At 67.3% G+C, this 16708-nt stretch carries 13 protein-coding genes; 6 read left to right on the forward strand and 7 right to left on the reverse strand.

Features of this window, described 5'->3' with window-relative positions; all coding sequences use genetic code 11:
- Positions 1-34: 34 nt before the first annotated feature.
- Positions 35-871: an alpha/beta fold hydrolase gene (locus tag DIE16_RS08360; protein ID WP_124522797.1), complete on the reverse strand. Its 837-nt coding sequence runs from the start codon at positions 869-871 to the stop codon at positions 35-37.
- 138 nt (positions 872-1009) lie between these two features.
- Here DIE16_RS08360 and DIE16_RS08365 point away from each other — a divergent pair, with 138 nt between their 5' ends.
- The 6 genes from DIE16_RS08365 to dmpG all read left to right on the forward strand — a co-directional run bounded on the left by DIE16_RS08365 (position 1010) and on the right by dmpG (position 7776).
- Positions 1010-1789, forward strand: coding sequence for an SDR family oxidoreductase (locus DIE16_RS08365; protein ID WP_124522799.1), 780 nt, complete (start codon positions 1010-1012; stop codon positions 1787-1789).
- Positions 1790-1940: 151 nt separating this feature from the next.
- On the forward strand, positions 1941-3506 hold the full coding sequence (locus DIE16_RS08370) for a DUF1302 domain-containing protein (protein WP_124484697.1): 1566 nt from the start codon (positions 1941-1943) through the stop codon (positions 3504-3506).
- A 41-nt stretch (positions 3507-3547) separates the two neighbouring features.
- Positions 3548-4930 (forward strand): DUF1329 domain-containing protein, encoded by a 1383-nt coding sequence (locus DIE16_RS08375; protein ID WP_124484696.1) that lies wholly within the window; start codon positions 3548-3550, stop codon positions 4928-4930.
- A gap of 96 nt (positions 4931-5026) precedes the next feature.
- Positions 5027-5809 (forward strand): 2-oxopent-4-enoate hydratase, encoded by a 783-nt coding sequence (gene dmpE, locus DIE16_RS08380; RefSeq protein ID WP_124522801.1) that lies wholly within the window; start codon positions 5027-5029, stop codon positions 5807-5809.
- 19 nt (positions 5810-5828) lie between these two features.
- Positions 5829-6728 carry an acetaldehyde dehydrogenase (acetylating) gene (locus DIE16_RS08385; protein WP_124522802.1) on the forward strand — a complete coding sequence of 300 codons (900 nt, stop codon included), beginning with the start codon at positions 5829-5831 and terminating at the stop codon, positions 6726-6728.
- A gap of 16 nt (positions 6729-6744) precedes the next feature.
- Entirely contained in the window at positions 6745-7776 is a 1032-nt protein-coding gene (gene dmpG, locus DIE16_RS08390; protein ID WP_059539660.1) for a 4-hydroxy-2-oxovalerate aldolase, read from the forward strand.
- Between the two features lie 168 nt (positions 7777-7944).
- Here dmpG and DIE16_RS08395 read toward each other — a convergent pair whose 3' ends face one another.
- From DIE16_RS08395 to DIE16_RS08420, 6 genes are all read right to left on the reverse strand, one after another.
- Positions 7945-10017, reverse strand: a complete 2073-nt coding sequence (locus DIE16_RS08395) for a Na/Pi cotransporter family protein (protein WP_124521962.1) — start codon at positions 10015-10017, stop codon at positions 7945-7947.
- Between the two features lie 692 nt (positions 10018-10709).
- Positions 10710-10973 (reverse strand): translation initiation factor IF-1, encoded by a 264-nt coding sequence (gene infA / locus DIE16_RS08400; RefSeq protein WP_011355053.1) that lies wholly within the window; start codon positions 10971-10973, stop codon positions 10710-10712.
- Between the two features lie 463 nt (positions 10974-11436).
- Entirely contained in the window at positions 11437-11640 is a 204-nt protein-coding gene (locus DIE16_RS08405; protein WP_006751843.1) for a cold-shock protein, read from the reverse strand.
- Between the two features lie 306 nt (positions 11641-11946).
- Positions 11947-13026, reverse strand: a complete 1080-nt coding sequence (locus DIE16_RS08410; RefSeq protein WP_124484691.1) for a Rieske 2Fe-2S domain-containing protein — start codon at positions 13024-13026, stop codon at positions 11947-11949.
- A 77-nt stretch (positions 13027-13103) separates the two neighbouring features.
- Positions 13104-15572 (reverse strand): RND family transporter, encoded by a 2469-nt coding sequence (locus DIE16_RS08415; RefSeq protein WP_124522803.1) that lies wholly within the window; start codon positions 15570-15572, stop codon positions 13104-13106.
- Positions 15573-15650: 78 nt separating this feature from the next.
- Complete coding sequence (locus tag DIE16_RS08420) at positions 15651-16610, reverse strand: sialidase (RefSeq protein ID WP_044845662.1); 960 nt, start codon at positions 16608-16610, stop codon at positions 15651-15653.
- Between the last annotated feature and the right edge of the window lie 98 nt (positions 16611-16708).

Here is a 16708-nt window from a genome sequence, read left to right on the forward strand (position 1 = left end):
TCACGAACGGGCCGGCCATCAAAACCATCGCGCATCATCGCGCCGTCGGCGCAGCCAGGAAATCGATGCATTCCCGATTGAAATAGGCCGCATGCTCCACCATGACCCAGTGGCCGCAGCGGTTCAGCAGCACGAAGCGCGCGTCGCGGCAACGCTCGAGGAACGTCAGCGCGCCGCCGACCGGATTGAAGCGGTCGTCCGTGCCCCAGAAACCGAGCACCGGGCAGCGCAGGTCGGCGAGCGCACCCGTCAGGTTCGGCACGCTCATCGTCGACAACACTTCGGTCGGCTGCTCGACGCACACCTTCATCCGCTCGGCGACGAGCGCGTCGGTGACGATCGCCGGATCGTGCACCAGCAGCGTCAGCAGCTCGCGCATCGTGTCGTCATTCATCTGGCGATTGGTGAAGAGCTTCACCATCCGCTGGATCCCTTCCATCCGGAAATAGGTGTCGCGATCCTCGACGCCGCCCGGCGCCATCATGATCAGCCCGTCGACTTCGTCCGGGTAATCGAGCGCGTATTTCAGCGCGATCGCGCCGCCGAGCGAGTTGCCGAGCAGCACGGCCGGCCCGATGCCGAGCGCGGACAGCTGCGCGTGCAGCGCGCCGACGAAGAAATCGAGCGTGTAGGCGACGTCGGACGGCTTCGATGACTGCCCGTAGCCCGGCAGGTCGACGACGATCGCGCGGTGGCCGGCCGCGGCGAACGCGGGGTAGTTGTGCTTGAAGTTGCTGAAACCGCTCGCGCCCGGGCCGCTGCCGTGGATGAACACCACCGGGCGGCCTGCGCCCGCCTCGAAATGATGCAGGCGCAAGCCGCCCGGTACGTCGGTGAAGATGCCGGCCGGCGGCGTCGTGGGGGTCGTCATCGCGGGTTGTCTCCTTCGTCGATCGATGGATGCCTGCCACGATGATTGCGCCGCCGGCGCTGGCCGGCATCATCCTTTCAGACTACGAAGCCGCGCGCGCTTGTTCCTATCATCGGGCCACCGAAACGGAGGCAGACGATGAACGGATTCGACTACAGCGGCAAGACGGTGCTCGTGACGGGCGGCACCAAGGGCATCGGGCGGCGCATCGCCGAGCGGTTTCTCGCGGCGGGCGCGCGCGTGTTCGTGTGCGGGCGCAGCGCGCCCGACACGCCGCCGTCCGCCGGCGGACGCACGGCCACCTTCATCGCGGCCGACCTGCGCGACATCGAGCAGGTCGACGCGATGCTCGCGACGGCCCGCGCCGCAACCGGCAGCCTCGACGTGCTCGTCAACAACGCGGGCGGCTCGCCGTTCGTGCTCGCGGCCGACGCATCGCCGGGCTTCACCGAATCGATCGTGCGGCTGAACCTGATCGCGCCGCTGCAACTCGCGCAGCGCGTGAACGCGATCATGCAGTCGCAACCGCATGGCGGCGTGATGCTGTTCATCGCGAGCGTCAGCGCGTCGCGGCCGTCGCCCGGCACCGCGGCCTACGGCGCCGCGAAGGCGGGGCTCGTCAACGCGGTCACGTCGCTCGCGGTCGAGTGGGCGCCGCGCGTGCGCGTGTGTGCGATCAGCCCGAGCCTCGTGCACACCGAATCCGCGACCGAAGGCCACTACGGCGACGATGCGGCGCTCGATGCGATCCGCGCAACGATTCCGGCCGCACGGCTCGCGACACCCGACGACGTCGCGTCGGCGTGCCTGTTCCTCGCGTCGCCCGACGCGTCGTACACGTCGGGCGCGAACCTGCGACTCGACGGCGGGGGCGAACGGCCCGCGTTCCTGGCCGCAGCGCAGATGCAAGCGCGCTGACGCACGCGCCGCCAGAGGCGTACGCCGATCGTTTCCAGTCCTAGGGAAGTCATCTAGTTCATTTTGACGATTCCCTGCTATCGCGATCTCCCTACTCTGCCTCTCACGACAACCACAGTCGACCGTCGTCGATACCCCCAGAGGAGACACCATGCATCAACGGATTTCGCGCCGTACCGACAAGCGGGCCACCGCCGCGCTGTCGACGCTGGCCGCCGCGCTGCTGACTTGCGTCGTTCCCGACGCGCACGCCGGCAGCACGATCGAGCTCGGCGCCGACACGACGCTGGACTACACGTTCACGCTGAGTTACGGCCTCGGCATGCGCACGCGTGCGCCGAGCGGCAATCTGCTGACGCCCGCGAACATCAACGGCGACGACGGCGACCGCAACTTCGCGAAGAACAAGCTGATCGAGAACCAGGTCAGCCTGCTCGGCGAAGTGAACCTGAAACACGACGACTGGGGCGTGTTCGTCCGCGCGAGCACGTTCTACGATCAGGCGTACCGCCACCCGAACTACAACGACGCGCCCGGCACGGTCAACCACACGGGCCAGTACAACAACTTCACCGGCGACGCCCGCTACTGGTCGGGCGGCCACACGACGCTGCTCGCCGCCTACGCCTACAACACCTTCAAGATCGGCCCGACGAGCCTGAACGTGAAGGTCGGCGACCAGGTGGTCGCGTGGGGCGAAAGCCTGTTCTTCCCGAACATCGCGGGCGCGCAAGGCCCGGCCGATGCCACCAAGTCCTATGTCGCGGGCGCTCAGGTGAAGGACATCCTGCTGCCGGTGCCGCAGATCTCGACGCAGTGGCAGATCACGCCGAACTTCAGCCTGCTCGGCTACTACCAGTTCTCGTTCCAGCAGAACCGCCTGACCGCGCCCGGCACGTACTGGAGCTATTCGGACGTGGTCGGCCCGGGCGCGCAGTTCATCATCGGCCCGGGCGGAATGATCATTCCGCGCGGGGCCGACGACAAGCCGAGCGCCCGCAACCAGTGGGGTATCGGCGCACGCGTGCGCGTGCTGGGCGACACCGAGCTCGGCGTGTACCACCTGCATTACAACGACATGAACCCGAGCGTCGTCACGACGTACTTCCCGACGCTCCAGTACCAGCAGAAATATTTCAGCAACATCAAGCTGACCGGCGCGAGCTTCTCGACGCAGGTCGGCCCGGTGAACGTCGCGGGCGAAGTGTCGTACCGCCAGGGCGCGGCCGTGCTCGTCAACACGCCGACCGGCCCGCAGTCGACCCGCGCGAACGTGCTGCAGACCAACCTGTCGGGCATCTACTCGATCGGGCCGAGCTTCCTCGCAAACTCGCAGTCGCTGGTCGGCGAACTGACGTACGTGCATGCCGGCGGCATCTCCGCGCTCGACGGCTCGACCACGCTCGCCAACTCGCGCAACGCGCTCGCGATGGAGATCGCGTGGACGCTCAGCTACAAGAACGTGTTCAACGGCTGGGATCTCGACGTGCCGCTGACCTACTCGCACGACCTGACCGGCACGTCGCCGCTCGCCGGCGCGCTCGGCTCGCTGACGGGCCAGGGCGATCACCGCGTGACGGCCGGCGTGACGTTCACGCGCCTGAGCAACCTGCAGCTGGCGCTCGTCTACGCCAAGTTCCTCGGCTCGCCCAACCCGGTCACGCGTCCGCTGGCGGATCGCGACTATGTGCTCGCCACGGCGACCTACCACTTCTGAGCGGCCCGGCCGCTCGTCACTCAGCAAGAAGAGGATTTGTCATGAAACGAACTCGTCTCCCCCTCCTGCGCGCATCGGTGATGGCCGCGTGCGCGCTCGTCGCGACGGCCTCGTTCCCGAAGGTCACGCCGGACGACCTGAAGGCGCTCGACGGCCCGCTCACGCCGATGGGCGCGGTGCGCGCCGCGAGCAAGGACAACAGCGTGCCGGAGTGGTCGGGCAAGTGGCTCGGCACGCCGCCCGACGTGCAGTACAAGCGCGGCAGCCGCTACCCCGATCCGTTCGCGAACGAGAAGCCGGTCGCGACGATCACCGCCGAGAACATGGCGCAGTACGCGGAGCACCTGACCGACGGCCAGAAGGCGATGTTCAAGCGCTATCCGGCCACGTTCAAGATCAACGTCTACCCGAGCCACCGCGACTTCCGCTACGCGGATTCCGTCTACAAGGACATCCGCACGTATGCGCCCGATTCGACGATGACGTCCGACGCGAACGGGCTGACCAACGCGCCGCCGCAGGTGCCGTACCCGATCCCGAAGACGGCCGCCGAGCTGCTGTGGAACCAGCGCTTCTCGTCGGCGATCGGCACCGAGCAGGCAACCTACGACCAGGCGGTCGTGTACTCCGACGGCAACATCGCGTGGGGCAAGGTGCGCTACGACATCTACTCGCCGCGCAACGTCGGCAAGTACGACGTGAAGAGCGACCTGAACAACCGCACGTTCTATCGCAACGCGACGGAGCTGCCGCTGTCCGACCGCGGCTCGCTGATCGTCGGCTTCACGAACTGGGACAAGGCCGGCGCGGACAACTCGTCGCGCACGTGGATGTACAACCCGGGCACGCGGCGCGTGCGCCAGGCGCCCGAATACGGCTATGACCAGCCGCAGGGCCCGGGCGGCTTCCGCACCGTCGACGACGACCGCCTGTACAACGGCCCCGGCGACCGCTACGACTGGAAGATCGTCGGCAAACGCGAAGTCTACGTGCCGTACGACAACTACAAGGCGATGGACAGCTCGGTCAAGTATGCGGACCTGCTGACCAAGGGACATGAAAACCCTTCGTACATCCGCTACGAGCTGCATCGCGTGTGGGTGCTGCAAGCGACGCTGAAGAGCGGCTATCGTCACCAGTACGCGAAGCGCGTGCTGTACATCGACGAGGATTCGTGGATGACGCTGCTCGCCGACAACTACGACGCACGCGGCCAGCTGTGGCGCACCAACGTCGCGACGACGCTGTACGCATATGACGCGAAGACCTTCTACCCGGGCGTCGTGTTCTTCCACGACCTGATCTCCGGCGCCTACATGGCCGACCGCCTGACCAACGAAGGGCCGATGCCGAAGCTCGACAGCAGCCCGCAGTTCAGCGAAGCGTACTTCTCGCCTGACGCGATCCGCAGTTCGGGTAACTAAGCAAATCGCCGCCCGCGCCGGAGCCTCGCGCCGGAGCCTCGCTCCGGCGCCCGACGCCGCCCGGGACGGCGGCCTTTTCCATTCGAGGGCCCTACCATGTCCAACCGCTTGCATGCGACGCTCGGCGACGAGCTGTATGCCGCGTGGCACTCCCGCGCGCCGGTCGCGCCGCTGTCGGGGCGGCCGCGCCGGCTGTCCCTCGACGATGCGTACCGGATCCAGCAACGCTTCATCGAACGCCGCATCGAATGCGGCGAATCGGTGGTCGGCAAGAAGATCGGCGTGACGAGCCAGGCCGTGCAGGACATGCTGAACGTGCGCCAGCCCGATTTCGGCATCCTGCTGTCCGGCATGCACTACGCGGCCGGCGAGGCGATCGCCACCGAGTCGCTGATCGCGCCGCGCGCCGAAGGCGAGATCGCGTTCATCCTCGCGCGCGACCTGCGCGGCCCCGGCATCGACCGCACCGACGTGATCGCCGCGACGGCCGCGGTTGCGCCCTGCTTCGAGATCGTCGATTCGCGCATTCGCGACTGGGCGATCCGCATCGAGGACACCGTCGCCGACAACGCGTCGTGCGGCGTCTACGTGCTCGGCGATGCGCGCGTCGATCCGCGCACGCTCGATCTCGCCGCGTGCGAGATGACCATCGAGAAGAACGGCGCGACCGTCGCGCAAGGCCGCGGCGATGCGGCGCTCGGCCATCCCGCCGACGCGGTCGCGTGGCTCGCGAACACGCTCGCCGAATACGACGTGCCGCTGCTCGCCGGCGAGATCGTGCTGTCCGGCTCGCTCGCGAAACTGATTCCGGTCACGGCCGGCGACGCGCTGTCGATGCACATCTCCGGCATCGGCGGTTGCGACGTCCGCTTTATCTAAAGGAAGAGGAAGGATCCTGATGAAGAAAATCAAATGCGCACTGATCGGGCCCGGCAACATCGGCACCGACCTGCTTTACAAGCTGCGCCGCTCGCCGGTGCTCGAACCGGTGTGGATGGTCGGCGTCGACCCTGCGTCCGACGGCCTCGCGCGGGCCCGCGAATTCGGGCTGAAGACCACCGACAAAGGTGTCGACGGGCTGCTGCCGCACGTCGCCGACGACGAGATCCGCATCGCGTTCGACGCGACGTCGGCCTACGTGCACCGCGACAACTCCGACAAGCTCACCGCGCTCGGCGTGAAGATGATCGACCTGACGCCAGCCGCGATCGGGCCGTACTGCGTGCCGCCGGTCAACCTCGACGCGCATCTCGGCAGCGCGCAGATGAACGTGAACATGGTGACCTGCGGCGGCCAGGCGACGATCCCGATGGTGTACGCGGTGTCGCGCGTGCAGCCGGTCGCGTACGGCGAGATCGTCGCGACGGTGTCGTCGCGCTCGGTCGGCCCCGGCACGCGCAAGAACATCGACGAATTCACGCGCACGACGTCCGGCGCGATCGAACAGGTCGGCGGCGCCCGCAAGGGCAAGGCGATCATCGTGATCAACCCGGCCGAGCCGCCGCTGATCATGCGCGACACGATCCACTGCCTGACCGACGGCCCGCCCGACGTCGACGCGATCACCGCGTCGGTGCATGCGATGGTCAAGGACGTGCAGCGCTACGTGCCCGGCTACACGCTGAAGAACGGCCCGGTGTTCGACGGCAACCGCGTGTCGGTGTTCATGGAAGTCGAGGGGCTCGGCGATTACCTGCCGAAATACGCGGGCAATCTCGACATCATGACCGCCGCCGCGGCCGCCACGGCCGAGCGTTTCGCCGAACAGATGCTGGCCGCGACGGCCGCCACCGCTTGAGTCGAGGAGTCACACGATGTCACTTGCAGGCAAGAAGATCACCGTCCACGACATGTCGTTGCGCGACGGGATGCACCCGAAGCGTCACCAGATCACGCTCGACCAGATGCGCAACATCGCGCGCGGGCTCGATGCGGCCGGCGTGCCGCTGATCGAGGTCACGCACGGCGACGGGCTCGGCGGCGCCTCGGTCAACTACGGTTTTCCCGCGCATACCGACGAGGCGTACCTGAGCGCCGTGATTCCGGAGTTGAAGCAGGCGAAGGTGTCGGCGCTGCTGCTGCCCGGCATCGGCACCGTCGAGCACCTGCGCATGGCGCACGAGCTCGGCGTCGGCACGATCCGCGTCGCGACGCACTGCACCGAAGCCGACGTGTCGGAACAGCATATCGGCCTCGCGCGCACGCTCGGCCTCGATACCGTCGGATTCCTGATGATGGCGCACATGTCGTCGCCCGAGCAGCTCGTCGTGCAGGCGAAGCTGATGGAGTCGTACGGCGCGAACTGCATCTACATCACCGATTCGGCCGGCCACATGCTGCCCGACGACGTGACCGCGCGGATCGGCCAGGTGCGCGCCGCGCTGAAGCCGGAGACGGAACTCGGCTTCCATGGCCACCACAACCTCGCGATGGGCGTCGCGAACTCGGTCGCGGCGGTCGCCGCCGGCGCGAACCGGATCGACGCGGCTGCCGCCGGCCTCGGTGCCGGCGCCGGCAATACGCCGATGGAAGTGTTCGTCGCGGTGTGCGACCGGATGGGGATCGAGACCGGCGTCGACGTGTTCGCGATTTCCGACGTCGCCGAGGATCTCGTCGTGCCGATCATGGACGCGCCGATCCGCCTCGACCGCGATGCGCTGACGCTCGGTTACGCGGGCGTCTACTCGTCGTTCCTGCTGTTCGCGAAGCGCGCGGAAGCGAAGTACGGGATTCCGGCGCGCGACATCCTCGTCGAACTCGGCCGGCAGCGGCTCGTCGGCGGGCAGGAGGACATGATCGAGGATGCGGCGCTGACGATGGCGCGGGCACGGGCGGTGGCGGCCTGAACGGCGGTCAGCGTACAACACGCGCGGCAATCGGCATGATGCGAGCCGTTCGTCGAAGATTTCCTGCGAGACGCGGCCGCTCGAGCATTGCGCACGCTTGATGCAGTGATTCGGAGCCGGTAGCCGAATCGGCCGCAACGCGATCGGCAGCCCCCGGCTTCCTGGTTGTCACCGCCCCTTGCTCAGAAGCACGACAACCAGGATCGCGACCAGCGCAGCGAGCCACTTCAAGCCGGTGAACACCTTGTCGAGCCTCTCCGTCAGCGCCACGACGGGATTCCCGTCGTCCGTGCGCAGCGGCATCCGCGCTGTCCGGCCATCTCCCGGCAGGCTGACCTTCGGGAGATCGATGGCGAGATACACGACGTATCCGCTGGCGATCGGCGCCGCCTTCAATGCGTTGTCATCCTCGCCGGGCCTCAGGAACACGCGCAATCCCCCCGCCAGCACGGCACCGGGCGGGATCGACGTATAGACGTCCCGCAGGCACAGCCCGGCCTTGACGGCTGTGACCTGTCCCGCCTCGACACCGTCGGCAAGTGCCTGCATGCTGCTCGCCGGCACGTCGCACCATGCCCACCACTGAGCCGGTTCCTGCATCTCGTCATCGGACTCGTTGTAGCCGAGCCGTGCCGTGCCAAGCGGATCGTCCGAATGGGTGATGCCCAGTTCGTCCTGCAATTCGCGAAGGCCGTGCCGTTCAGGCTGGCCGATCTCGCGAGCCGCGAAGGTGATGTGTATCGTGCGCGTGCTGTTCCGCACGTCACCCATGATCGACAGACAGCAGTCGTCCAGACTCGCCGTCCCCTGGACATAGGTCGAAAGCGTCGAATGCGTTGTCCCTCCGGCGGGCTCCAGTCGCCTGACGACCTGGATGTCCTGCAGGGTGAGCCACAGCGACTTCGCCGGGTAGTACGTCTGCACGTTGCCGTCGGCGCCAAGGTGCTCGATCGTATGGCCGGCGCATTTCCCGATTTCGATGCAATGCCGCGCGTCCTCCTGTAGCCGGTCCTCTCCTGCATGCCGGTGCCGTCCCTCGTAGCCGGCAAGTTGTCCGGCATCGGGGCGCGTCAGCGGTGTCCGGGGCGCAATCCTGACATTGTCGAGAACGTCGTCGTGGGTATGAACTTCCGTGACCGACGCTCCGGCACGGGCGATCGATGCGGCACGGGCTCGTGAACGTATCCCGTATCGCGTGTCGACGACGGGAAGCACATCACGGGCCTCCATGGCGAGCGTGATCCCGGGCGCCTGTTCCGCGAGCGGATCGGCGTACTGCGATCGGGACGCGGCCGAGACCTTCACGAGCGAAGGAAGCAGTCGGGTCAGCAGGTCGGCGTACGGGACCAGCAGCGGCAGGAACAGGCCGGCCAGCGACAGGTTGAACAGCGTATGGAAATCGGCCACCACCCGCCCATTGTCCGGTTCGATCCTGACCATGACGCAACCGATCGGCGTCAGTGCGACAAGCGCAATCACCACGCCGGCCGACAGAATGAGCAGCATGCCGACCGGCACGCATCGGGAGGCAGGATCGTGTGTCGCGGTCTCCTCCAGCACCGGGCGAATGGCCGCGCCCAGGTTGGCACCCAGCACCAGTGCGAAAGCCGTATCGGGGGGAATGACGTTTTGCGCGCACAGCGACATGATCAGGAGCACGATCGCGACGTTCGAATCGGCGGCCCAGGCCAGGCCGGCCGCCAGCAGGACGTCGATCAGCGGTATCGTGGAAGCGTCGCTCAGCAGCATCCGAAGATTCGGCGCATCCTCGTAGTCCGTCATCAACTCCTGCAGATGATGCAGTGCGAGCAGCAACAGGCCCAGGCCGATGAGCGTGCGCCCCAGTTCATGAGCGCAAGTGTTCGATACCTTGCGGAACATCAGTACGCCAACGAGGATCAGGGCGGGCGACACGGCGCCGACTTCGAACGAAAGCACCTGCACGAGCAACGTCGTACCCACGTTCGCGCCGAGCACGACGGCCAGTGCCGGGACAAGGCCAACGCGCCCCTGCGCGGCGAGCTCGCTCGTCATGACCGCGGTCGTCGTACTGCTCTGCAGCACCGCTGTTACGCCCATGCCGCCGAAGAAGGCAGGGAGTCGCCCGAAAAGCGCCCGTTCCAGCAGCGACCGCAGGCCAGCGCCGAACGCGCGCTGCATGCCGGTCTGAAGCATCTGCGTCCCGAGCAGCACCAGCGCAATCGAGCCGGCGAGATCGACCAGCGTGAACGTGAATGTCATGACTCTGGGCCCCAGACGCCGACCGGTTGTTCTTGTAACGTTTCCCGTCGTGAAGTTCGATCACGCCCGTCGCCGGCCGGCGAGGAAAGGCGAACTCGAATACGTCTTGTCGCGACGGAGAAACGCACGACCGAACCGTAGATCACGCGACGAGCCTTCCCCCGAAGACGCCGTGCGCCACGTTACGGTCGCCCACGGCGGTTTCCATGAAATCACGCGCCCGCAGCCACATCCCCGCTGCAAGTGGCGTGCCACCAATGCGGGTCGGGTGCGCAAGGCGTGTTGAAACCGAAAAATACGGAAATGGGCCCGTTGGGCGAATGGATGTGTTGCAGCGTTGATACAGGCCTGCGTCTCTCATGCATCGGCCCATGTTGATTGCCGCCAACACGCGCGCCCGGCGACCACGTGGTGGCGTCACCATCACGAGCGGGCCGAGCACGCCGCTGTGCCGACACGTCGGCATGTTTCGATATTGAAACGCGCGGTGCGATACGTGGATGCGTACAACTGGATGGGAGCGGAGCGCGCGCTTTGGGCCGGCGCTCGTCGGAGATGGCTCGCCGACGTCGAATCCGCGAACCAGACCGGCGAACGGCGCGACCTGCGCCGTCCATCCGGTGTGCCCGGCCGCATGACCGGGCCGGACGGGTTTCGATCGGTACAGCGTTGCGCCGCCCGATCGCTACTGCTTAGCGACGCGGTTGCCCGGTGCGCGGCGGACGCGGCGAATTCGCGTCCTTGTGGCGGAAGTTGATGCGCCCCTTCGTCAGGTCGTACACCGACAGTTCCAGCGTCACACGGTCACCCGCGAGAATGCGGATGTGGTTCTTGCGCATGCGGCCCGACGCATACGCGCCGACCACGACGCCGTTTTCCAGCGTGACACGGTATTTGCTGTCCGGCAGCACTTCGTCGACGATTCCGTCCAGTTCCAGCAGTTCTTCTTTTGCCAAACCAATTCCTCCAGACAAGGTGAATGACCGCGGCCGCGGCGAACTCACCGGCGCCGTGCCCGGCAACGGGACGGCGGCCGGCAGGATGCCGGGGATCAACGCTTTCAGACGGGCGACGGGCCCGCCTTGCAATCGGAGCCCGGCGCGTTGCGGCGGTCGGGCGGTCAGTGGCGGCGATGCGATCAGCACCGCGCAAAGTCGGGACCGCGCCGCGTGCGGCATGGCGACGGTCTACTCGGGTTGCAGCATGGGCCGCTGGCGACACGGCGAACGCGTCGCGAGGGCGTTGGATCGCACGTCGTACGGACGTGCGATGGATGAGGGAAGCACACGACCGATGCATCGTGAATGCCGCGATGCATCGGTCGTGTGCGTCGGAACGCGCTGGACGCCGGCTCGGGCCGGCCTCCGCGCGAGATCCGTCCGGCAGCGGCCGCCGCTTGGCGACCGGTGCCGATACGGCTTACTGCGGCGTGATGTTCGACGCTTGCAGACCCTTCGGGCCGCGCTTCACTTCGTAGCTGACCTTCTGGCCTTCGGCCAGGGTCTTGAAACCCGTGCCGCGGATTTCAGAGAAATGGGCGAACAGATCGTCGCCGCCGTTGTCCGGGGAGATGAAACCAAAGCCCTTGGTTTCGTTGAACCACTTGACGGTACCGGTATCCACAAATACTTCCTTAATACGAATGAAATGAACATGCGCCCGTGACGGGCACAGAAAGAATCAAAGAGGGAGAGACCAACGACTGCCGCACGCCGTGCGGCCAATGATGAGCAATCGAGCTTCTTGAAGACTTCGGTCTCGGACACTACGCGGTGCAAGCCGATCCGTCAAGTCCTTTCGATGCGACGCGTGCGCGCGGCAGCACGCGCCGCCTTGTCCGGCGGGCGTTTGCGGCAATCGGGAGGCGTAGCGATACGCCCCCCATTTTTCCCGCCACTCGCCACGCCGCGCCGTGACTGCGCTATTGCGTTACTGCGGTTCGAACACGTGATGCAGCGCCGGCGGCGTCTCGCCGTCGCGGATCTTCATCTCGAACGACTTGCGCGCGACGCTCGACGGCCGCACGTCGGCCGCGTCCAGATAGAACTGCGAATACCAGTCGCGCATCTGGTACAGCGGCCCGTCGCCTTCGCACAGCAGCGGGTTGTCGATGCGCGTCTTGCTGTGCCAGATGTCGACGTCCTCGTAGAACGCGCGCTGCGCTTCCTTCACGTAAGCGTTCGCGATCTCCAGGTTCTGCGCGTCGCTCAGGCCGGCCACCTTCTTCACGATCACGCCGTAGCGCAGCTCGAAGCTGTTCATGTCGATCGGCACGTGGCAGTTCAGCAGCACCGAATGGATCGGCTGTCCGCCGCTCTGCCCCGTCATCTGCGTGATGTGCACGGCCGGCCCGAAATACGTCGACAGCGCGGTCAGGCTGTCGCCGCCGAGCTTCTCGCTGCGGCCGACCATCAGCTGCGTCGCCTTGTGATCCTCGAACAGGTTCGCGAAATAGTCGATCGGCGCATGGTGCACGGTCGCGAAGTGCGCGACGTCCGAGATGTTGTCGACCAGTTCGCGGCAGTTCGCGTTGATCACCATCTTGTCGACGACCCAGTCCGACCATTCGTCGGAGAAGCACACGTCGAGCCTCGGAATCGCGACTTCCGGCGGCGGTGCATTGCCTTCCGGGTCGTTCCACACGAACAGCAGGTTGTTTTCCTCGCAGGTCGGCCACGCGCCGATGCGCGCCTTCGGCGGAATCCGCTTGCAATACGGAATCGACGCGCACTGCCCTGCGCCGTTCCACGCCCAGCCGTGGAACGGGCAGACGAGGTTGTCGCCTTCGACCGTGCCGAGGCTCAGGTCGGCGCCCATGTGCGGGCAGTACGCGTCGACGATGTTGATCCTGCCGGTCGAATCGGCGAACGCGGCGAGTTTGCGACCGAAGATGTTCAGCGTGTGCGGCTTGCCGTCCTTGTAGTCGCGGGCGAGGCCGAGGCAGTGCCAGCCGCGCGCATAGCGCTGCGCGAGCGGCTGGGCTTCGATCTTGTAAGGGCGTGCGGACATGTGGGTTGACTCCTCTTTGGGGGACGCGCGGCGGCCCGCCGCGCACCGGGGTAATGGGGGTTCGGGGGTTGCGTCGTTCAGCGCGCCGGATTGCCGGGTTCGAGCGCGCGCGTCGGTTCGCGCGCTGGTGCCGACGCAGACGACGCGGACGGCTGCGGCAGTTGCGCCACGCGGCGCTCGGCACGCTCGACGCCGAGCCACGCGGCCAGCGCGGGCAGCAGGAACACCGCGCCGAACAGGTTCACGAGGAACATGAACGCGAGCAGCACGCCCATGTCGACCTGGAACTTCAGCGCGGAGAACGCCCACGTGCCGACGCCGATGAACATCGTGACGGCCGTGAACAGCGCCGCGGTGCCGCGCTGGCGCATCGCGTCGGCGAATGCGTCGGGCAGCGTCGCGCCGTGGCGCAGGTCGTGCTGCAGGCGTTCGTACAGGTAGATCCCGTAGTCGACGCCGACGCCGACACCGAGCGTGATCACCGGCAGCGTCGCGACCTTCAGCCCGATGCCGAGCCGCGCCATCACCGCGTTGCACAGGATCGACACCAGCGTGAGCGGCACGATGATGCACAGCACCGCGCGCCACGAGCGGAACGTGACCGCGCACAGCAGCGCGATCGCACCGAAGATCGACAGCAGCATCGCGACCTCCGCGTCGCCGACCGCCTCGTTGGTCGCGGCCATCACGCCGACGTTGCCGCCCGCGAGCCGGAACGCGACGTTCGGCGTCGGGTTCTCGGCCGCGTAGCGCTTGATCTCGTCGACGATGTGCGCGATGGTCGTGCCTTCGTGGTTCTTCGTGTAGATCAGCACCTGGATCGCCTTGCAGTTCGCGGTGTTCATCCCGTTGTCGGGGTCGAACGCGTTGGAACCCTGCGTGAGCCCATCGCTGGAACGCGGCAACGCGGCCCAGCGCGGATTGCCTTCGTTGAACGCGGCGATGAACACCTTGCCCTGCGACGCGACGCTCGTCACCGACTGCACACCCGCCACGCCGCGCATGTTCATCTCGAACTTCTCGATCGCGCTCATCACCGGGTAATGCAGGCAGGCGTCGTCGAAACCGGTCGTCTCGACGATCACCGACAGCACGTCGACGCCGATGTTGTACTGGTGCGTGATCGCCGCGTTGTCGACGTTGTAGCGCGAGTTCGCGCGCAGCTCCGGCGCGCCGGTGCCGATGTCGCCGATCTCGAGCCTGCGCGACTCGAGCGTGCCGTACGCGAGCAGCGCGAGCGCGACGGCGAACACGCCGAGCGCGGGCGCCGGGCGCGCGAACAGCGCGAAGCGCGACCACATCGGGCTTCCTCCGGCCGCCGCGGTGCGCTGCGCCCGCGCGAGCGTGCCGCGTTCGAGGCGCGTGTACGACAGCAGGATCGGCAGGAACACCTTGTTGGTGACGATCATCAGCAGCACGCCGAGGCACGCGGTGATGCCGAGCTCGCGCACGATGTCGATCCTGATCCGCATGATCACCATGAAGCCGAGCGCGTTGGTCAGCAGCGCGACCGTGCCCGGCACGAACAGCTTGCGGAACGCGTCGCGCGCGGCCTCCGCCGACGATGCGCCGCGCACCAGCGCCTGCTTCCACGCATTGGTCATCTGCACCGCGTGCGACACGCCGATCGAGAAGATCAGGAACGGCACGAGGATCGACATCGGATCGATGCCGAGCCCGAGCAGCGGCAGCGCGCCGAGCAGCCAGACGACCGGCAGCAGCGCGACGACGAGCGCGAGCACGGTCGTCTTCAGCGAGCGCGTATAGGCGAACAGCAGCGCGGCCGTCACGAGGAACGCGAGCGCGAAGAACGCCATCACGCCGGCGATCCCGGCCTCGACGTCGCCCACCAGCTTCGCGAAGCCGATGATGTTCACGTCGATGCCCTGCTTCGCGTAGCGCGCGCGGACCTCCTCGAGCTGGCGCGCGACCGCGCTGTAATCGAGCCGCTTGCCGGTGGCCGGATCGGTCTCGCGCAACTCCGCGCGGATCAGCGCCGACTTCAGGTCGTTGCCGACCAGGCGGCCGATCTGCCCGGAGCGGGCGACGTTGCGGCGCACCTTCGCGAGGTCGTCCGGGTTCGCGCTCGAGAACTGGCCGGGCACGACCACGTCGCCGCGAAAACCGGCTTCCGTCACCTCGGTGTAGTGGACGTTCGGCGTGAACAGCGAGAACACGCGCGAGCGGTTCACGCCGGGGATGAAGAACACGTCGTCGGTCGCGTGGCGCAGCGCGTCCATGAACGTCTGGTTGTAGATGTCGCCGTCGCCCTTCCAGCGCAGGCTGACGAGGATCGTGTTCGCGCCGGGAAACGCGCCCGCGTAGCGCTCGAACACCTGCATGTACGGGTGCTGCATCGGGATCATCTTGTTGAAGCCCGGATCGAGCTTCAGGCGCGTCGCGGACAGGCCGAGCGCGAGCGTCAGCGCGACGCACAGCAACATCAGCAGACGGCGCTGCCGGATGATGGTATCGGCGCAGCGCTCGACGAACGCGGCGAGGCGGGACGCGGGAACGGCTTCGGTGGAGCGTGACAGGTCGTTCATGGATTTCTCGTGTCGGAACGGACGGAACAGGCGATGCGGACGATGCGGGCGGCGCGGCAACGCGACCGCCGCCGCGCATCAGGACGGCGACGCAGCGAGCGGCGCGACGCCGGCCTCGCCCCCGAGCAGCAGCGCGCCGCGGCCCATGTCGAGCACGGCCGCGAGGCTCTGCACGCCGCCGAGCTTGCGCACGTCGAAGGTCAGGCCGCCGTCGCGCGACCCGACGATCGCGCCGCCCTGCCCGACCAGCACGAGTTCGCCGTCGGCAAGCTGGGTCGCGCCGAAATACGACACCGGCACGTGGCTGTCGACGTGCGTCCAGGTCGCGCCGCGATCGGTGCTGCGCAACACGTTGCCGCGCATGCCGTACGCGACCCAGTCGCCGTTCGCGAGCATCAGCGCGCCGAACAGCGAGCCTTGGTACGGCGACGGCACCTTGTCCCAGCTCGCGCCGTTGTCGGTCGAACGCAGCAGCGTGCCGCTCTCGCCGGCGATCAGCAGGTCGCCGTGGCCGTCGCCGACAATCGCGTTCAGGTGGCGGTCGCCCGCCGGTGTCTTGAGCGGCTGCCACGTGAGCCCGGCATCGTCCGAGCGCAGCAGCTGGCCGAAACTGCCGGCCGCGAACAGCGGGCCGTTCGCGGTTCCCCACACGGACAGCAGCGGGTCGGAATGCGCGTTGTCGCCATGAACTTCGCGCCAGTGCACGCCCGCGTCGTCGCTGCGCAGGATCCGGCCGTCGTGACCGACCGCGATGCCGAGCGTCGGCGTGACGAAGCTCACCTGCGTGAGCGTCGATCCCTGGTCCGGCGTGACCGACGCCGGCCGCCAGCGGCCGCCCGCATCGTCGCTCAACAGGATCACGCCGCGCTCGCCGACCGCGACGATGCGCGTGCCGGCGCGGGCGAGCCCGTTGATCTGCAGGCGGTCCGCATGGATCGCGGTGACCGGGAACGCCGGCAGCGGGCGCGGCGAGAACGCGAACAGCGCGGCGCCGAGCACGAGCGCCGACATAGCGAGTCCTGGCAAAGTACGTTTCATCGGTTTGTCTCCTTCTCTGCGAGCGGCCCGGGCCCGCGCCGACGCGCTCGCCCTGCCGCTGCAAGTCTCCGGGCCGTCGGTCGTTGCCGCGGCCTCGA

It is taken from the genome of Burkholderia sp. Bp9090 (assembly GCF_003857985.1).
Classification (GTDB): Bacteria; Pseudomonadota; Gammaproteobacteria; order Burkholderiales; family Burkholderiaceae; genus Burkholderia.

Coding starts and splice junctions, on each gene's coding strand:
- DIE16_RS08365 (WP_124522799.1), top strand. CDS start 1,010: ATGAACGGATTCGACTACAGCGGCAAGACGGTGCTCGTGACGGGCGGC.
- DIE16_RS08385 (WP_124522802.1), top strand. CDS start 5,829: ATGAAGAAAATCAAATGCGCACTGATCGGGCCCGGCAACATCGGCACC.
- DIE16_RS08415 (WP_124522803.1), bottom strand. CDS start 15,572: ATGAACGACCTGTCACGCTCCACCGAAGCCGTTCCCGCGTCCCGCCTC.
- DIE16_RS08420 (WP_044845662.1), bottom strand. CDS start 16,610: ATGAAACGTACTTTGCCAGGACTCGCTATGTCGGCGCTCGTGCTCGGC.
- DIE16_RS08370 (WP_124484697.1), top strand. CDS start 1,941: ATGCATCAACGGATTTCGCGCCGTACCGACAAGCGGGCCACCGCCGCG.
- DIE16_RS08375 (WP_124484696.1), top strand. CDS start 3,548: ATGAAACGAACTCGTCTCCCCCTCCTGCGCGCATCGGTGATGGCCGCG.
- DIE16_RS08360 (WP_124522797.1), bottom strand. CDS start 871: ATGACGACCCCCACGACGCCGCCGGCCGGCATCTTCACCGACGTACCG.
- DIE16_RS08410 (WP_124484691.1), bottom strand. CDS start 13,026: ATGTCCGCACGCCCTTACAAGATCGAAGCCCAGCCGCTCGCGCAGCGC.
- DIE16_RS08395 (WP_124521962.1), bottom strand. CDS start 10,017: ATGACATTCACGTTCACGCTGGTCGATCTCGCCGGCTCGATTGCGCTG.
- dmpG (WP_059539660.1), top strand. CDS start 6,745: ATGTCACTTGCAGGCAAGAAGATCACCGTCCACGACATGTCGTTGCGC.
- dmpE (WP_124522801.1), top strand. CDS start 5,027: ATGTCCAACCGCTTGCATGCGACGCTCGGCGACGAGCTGTATGCCGCG.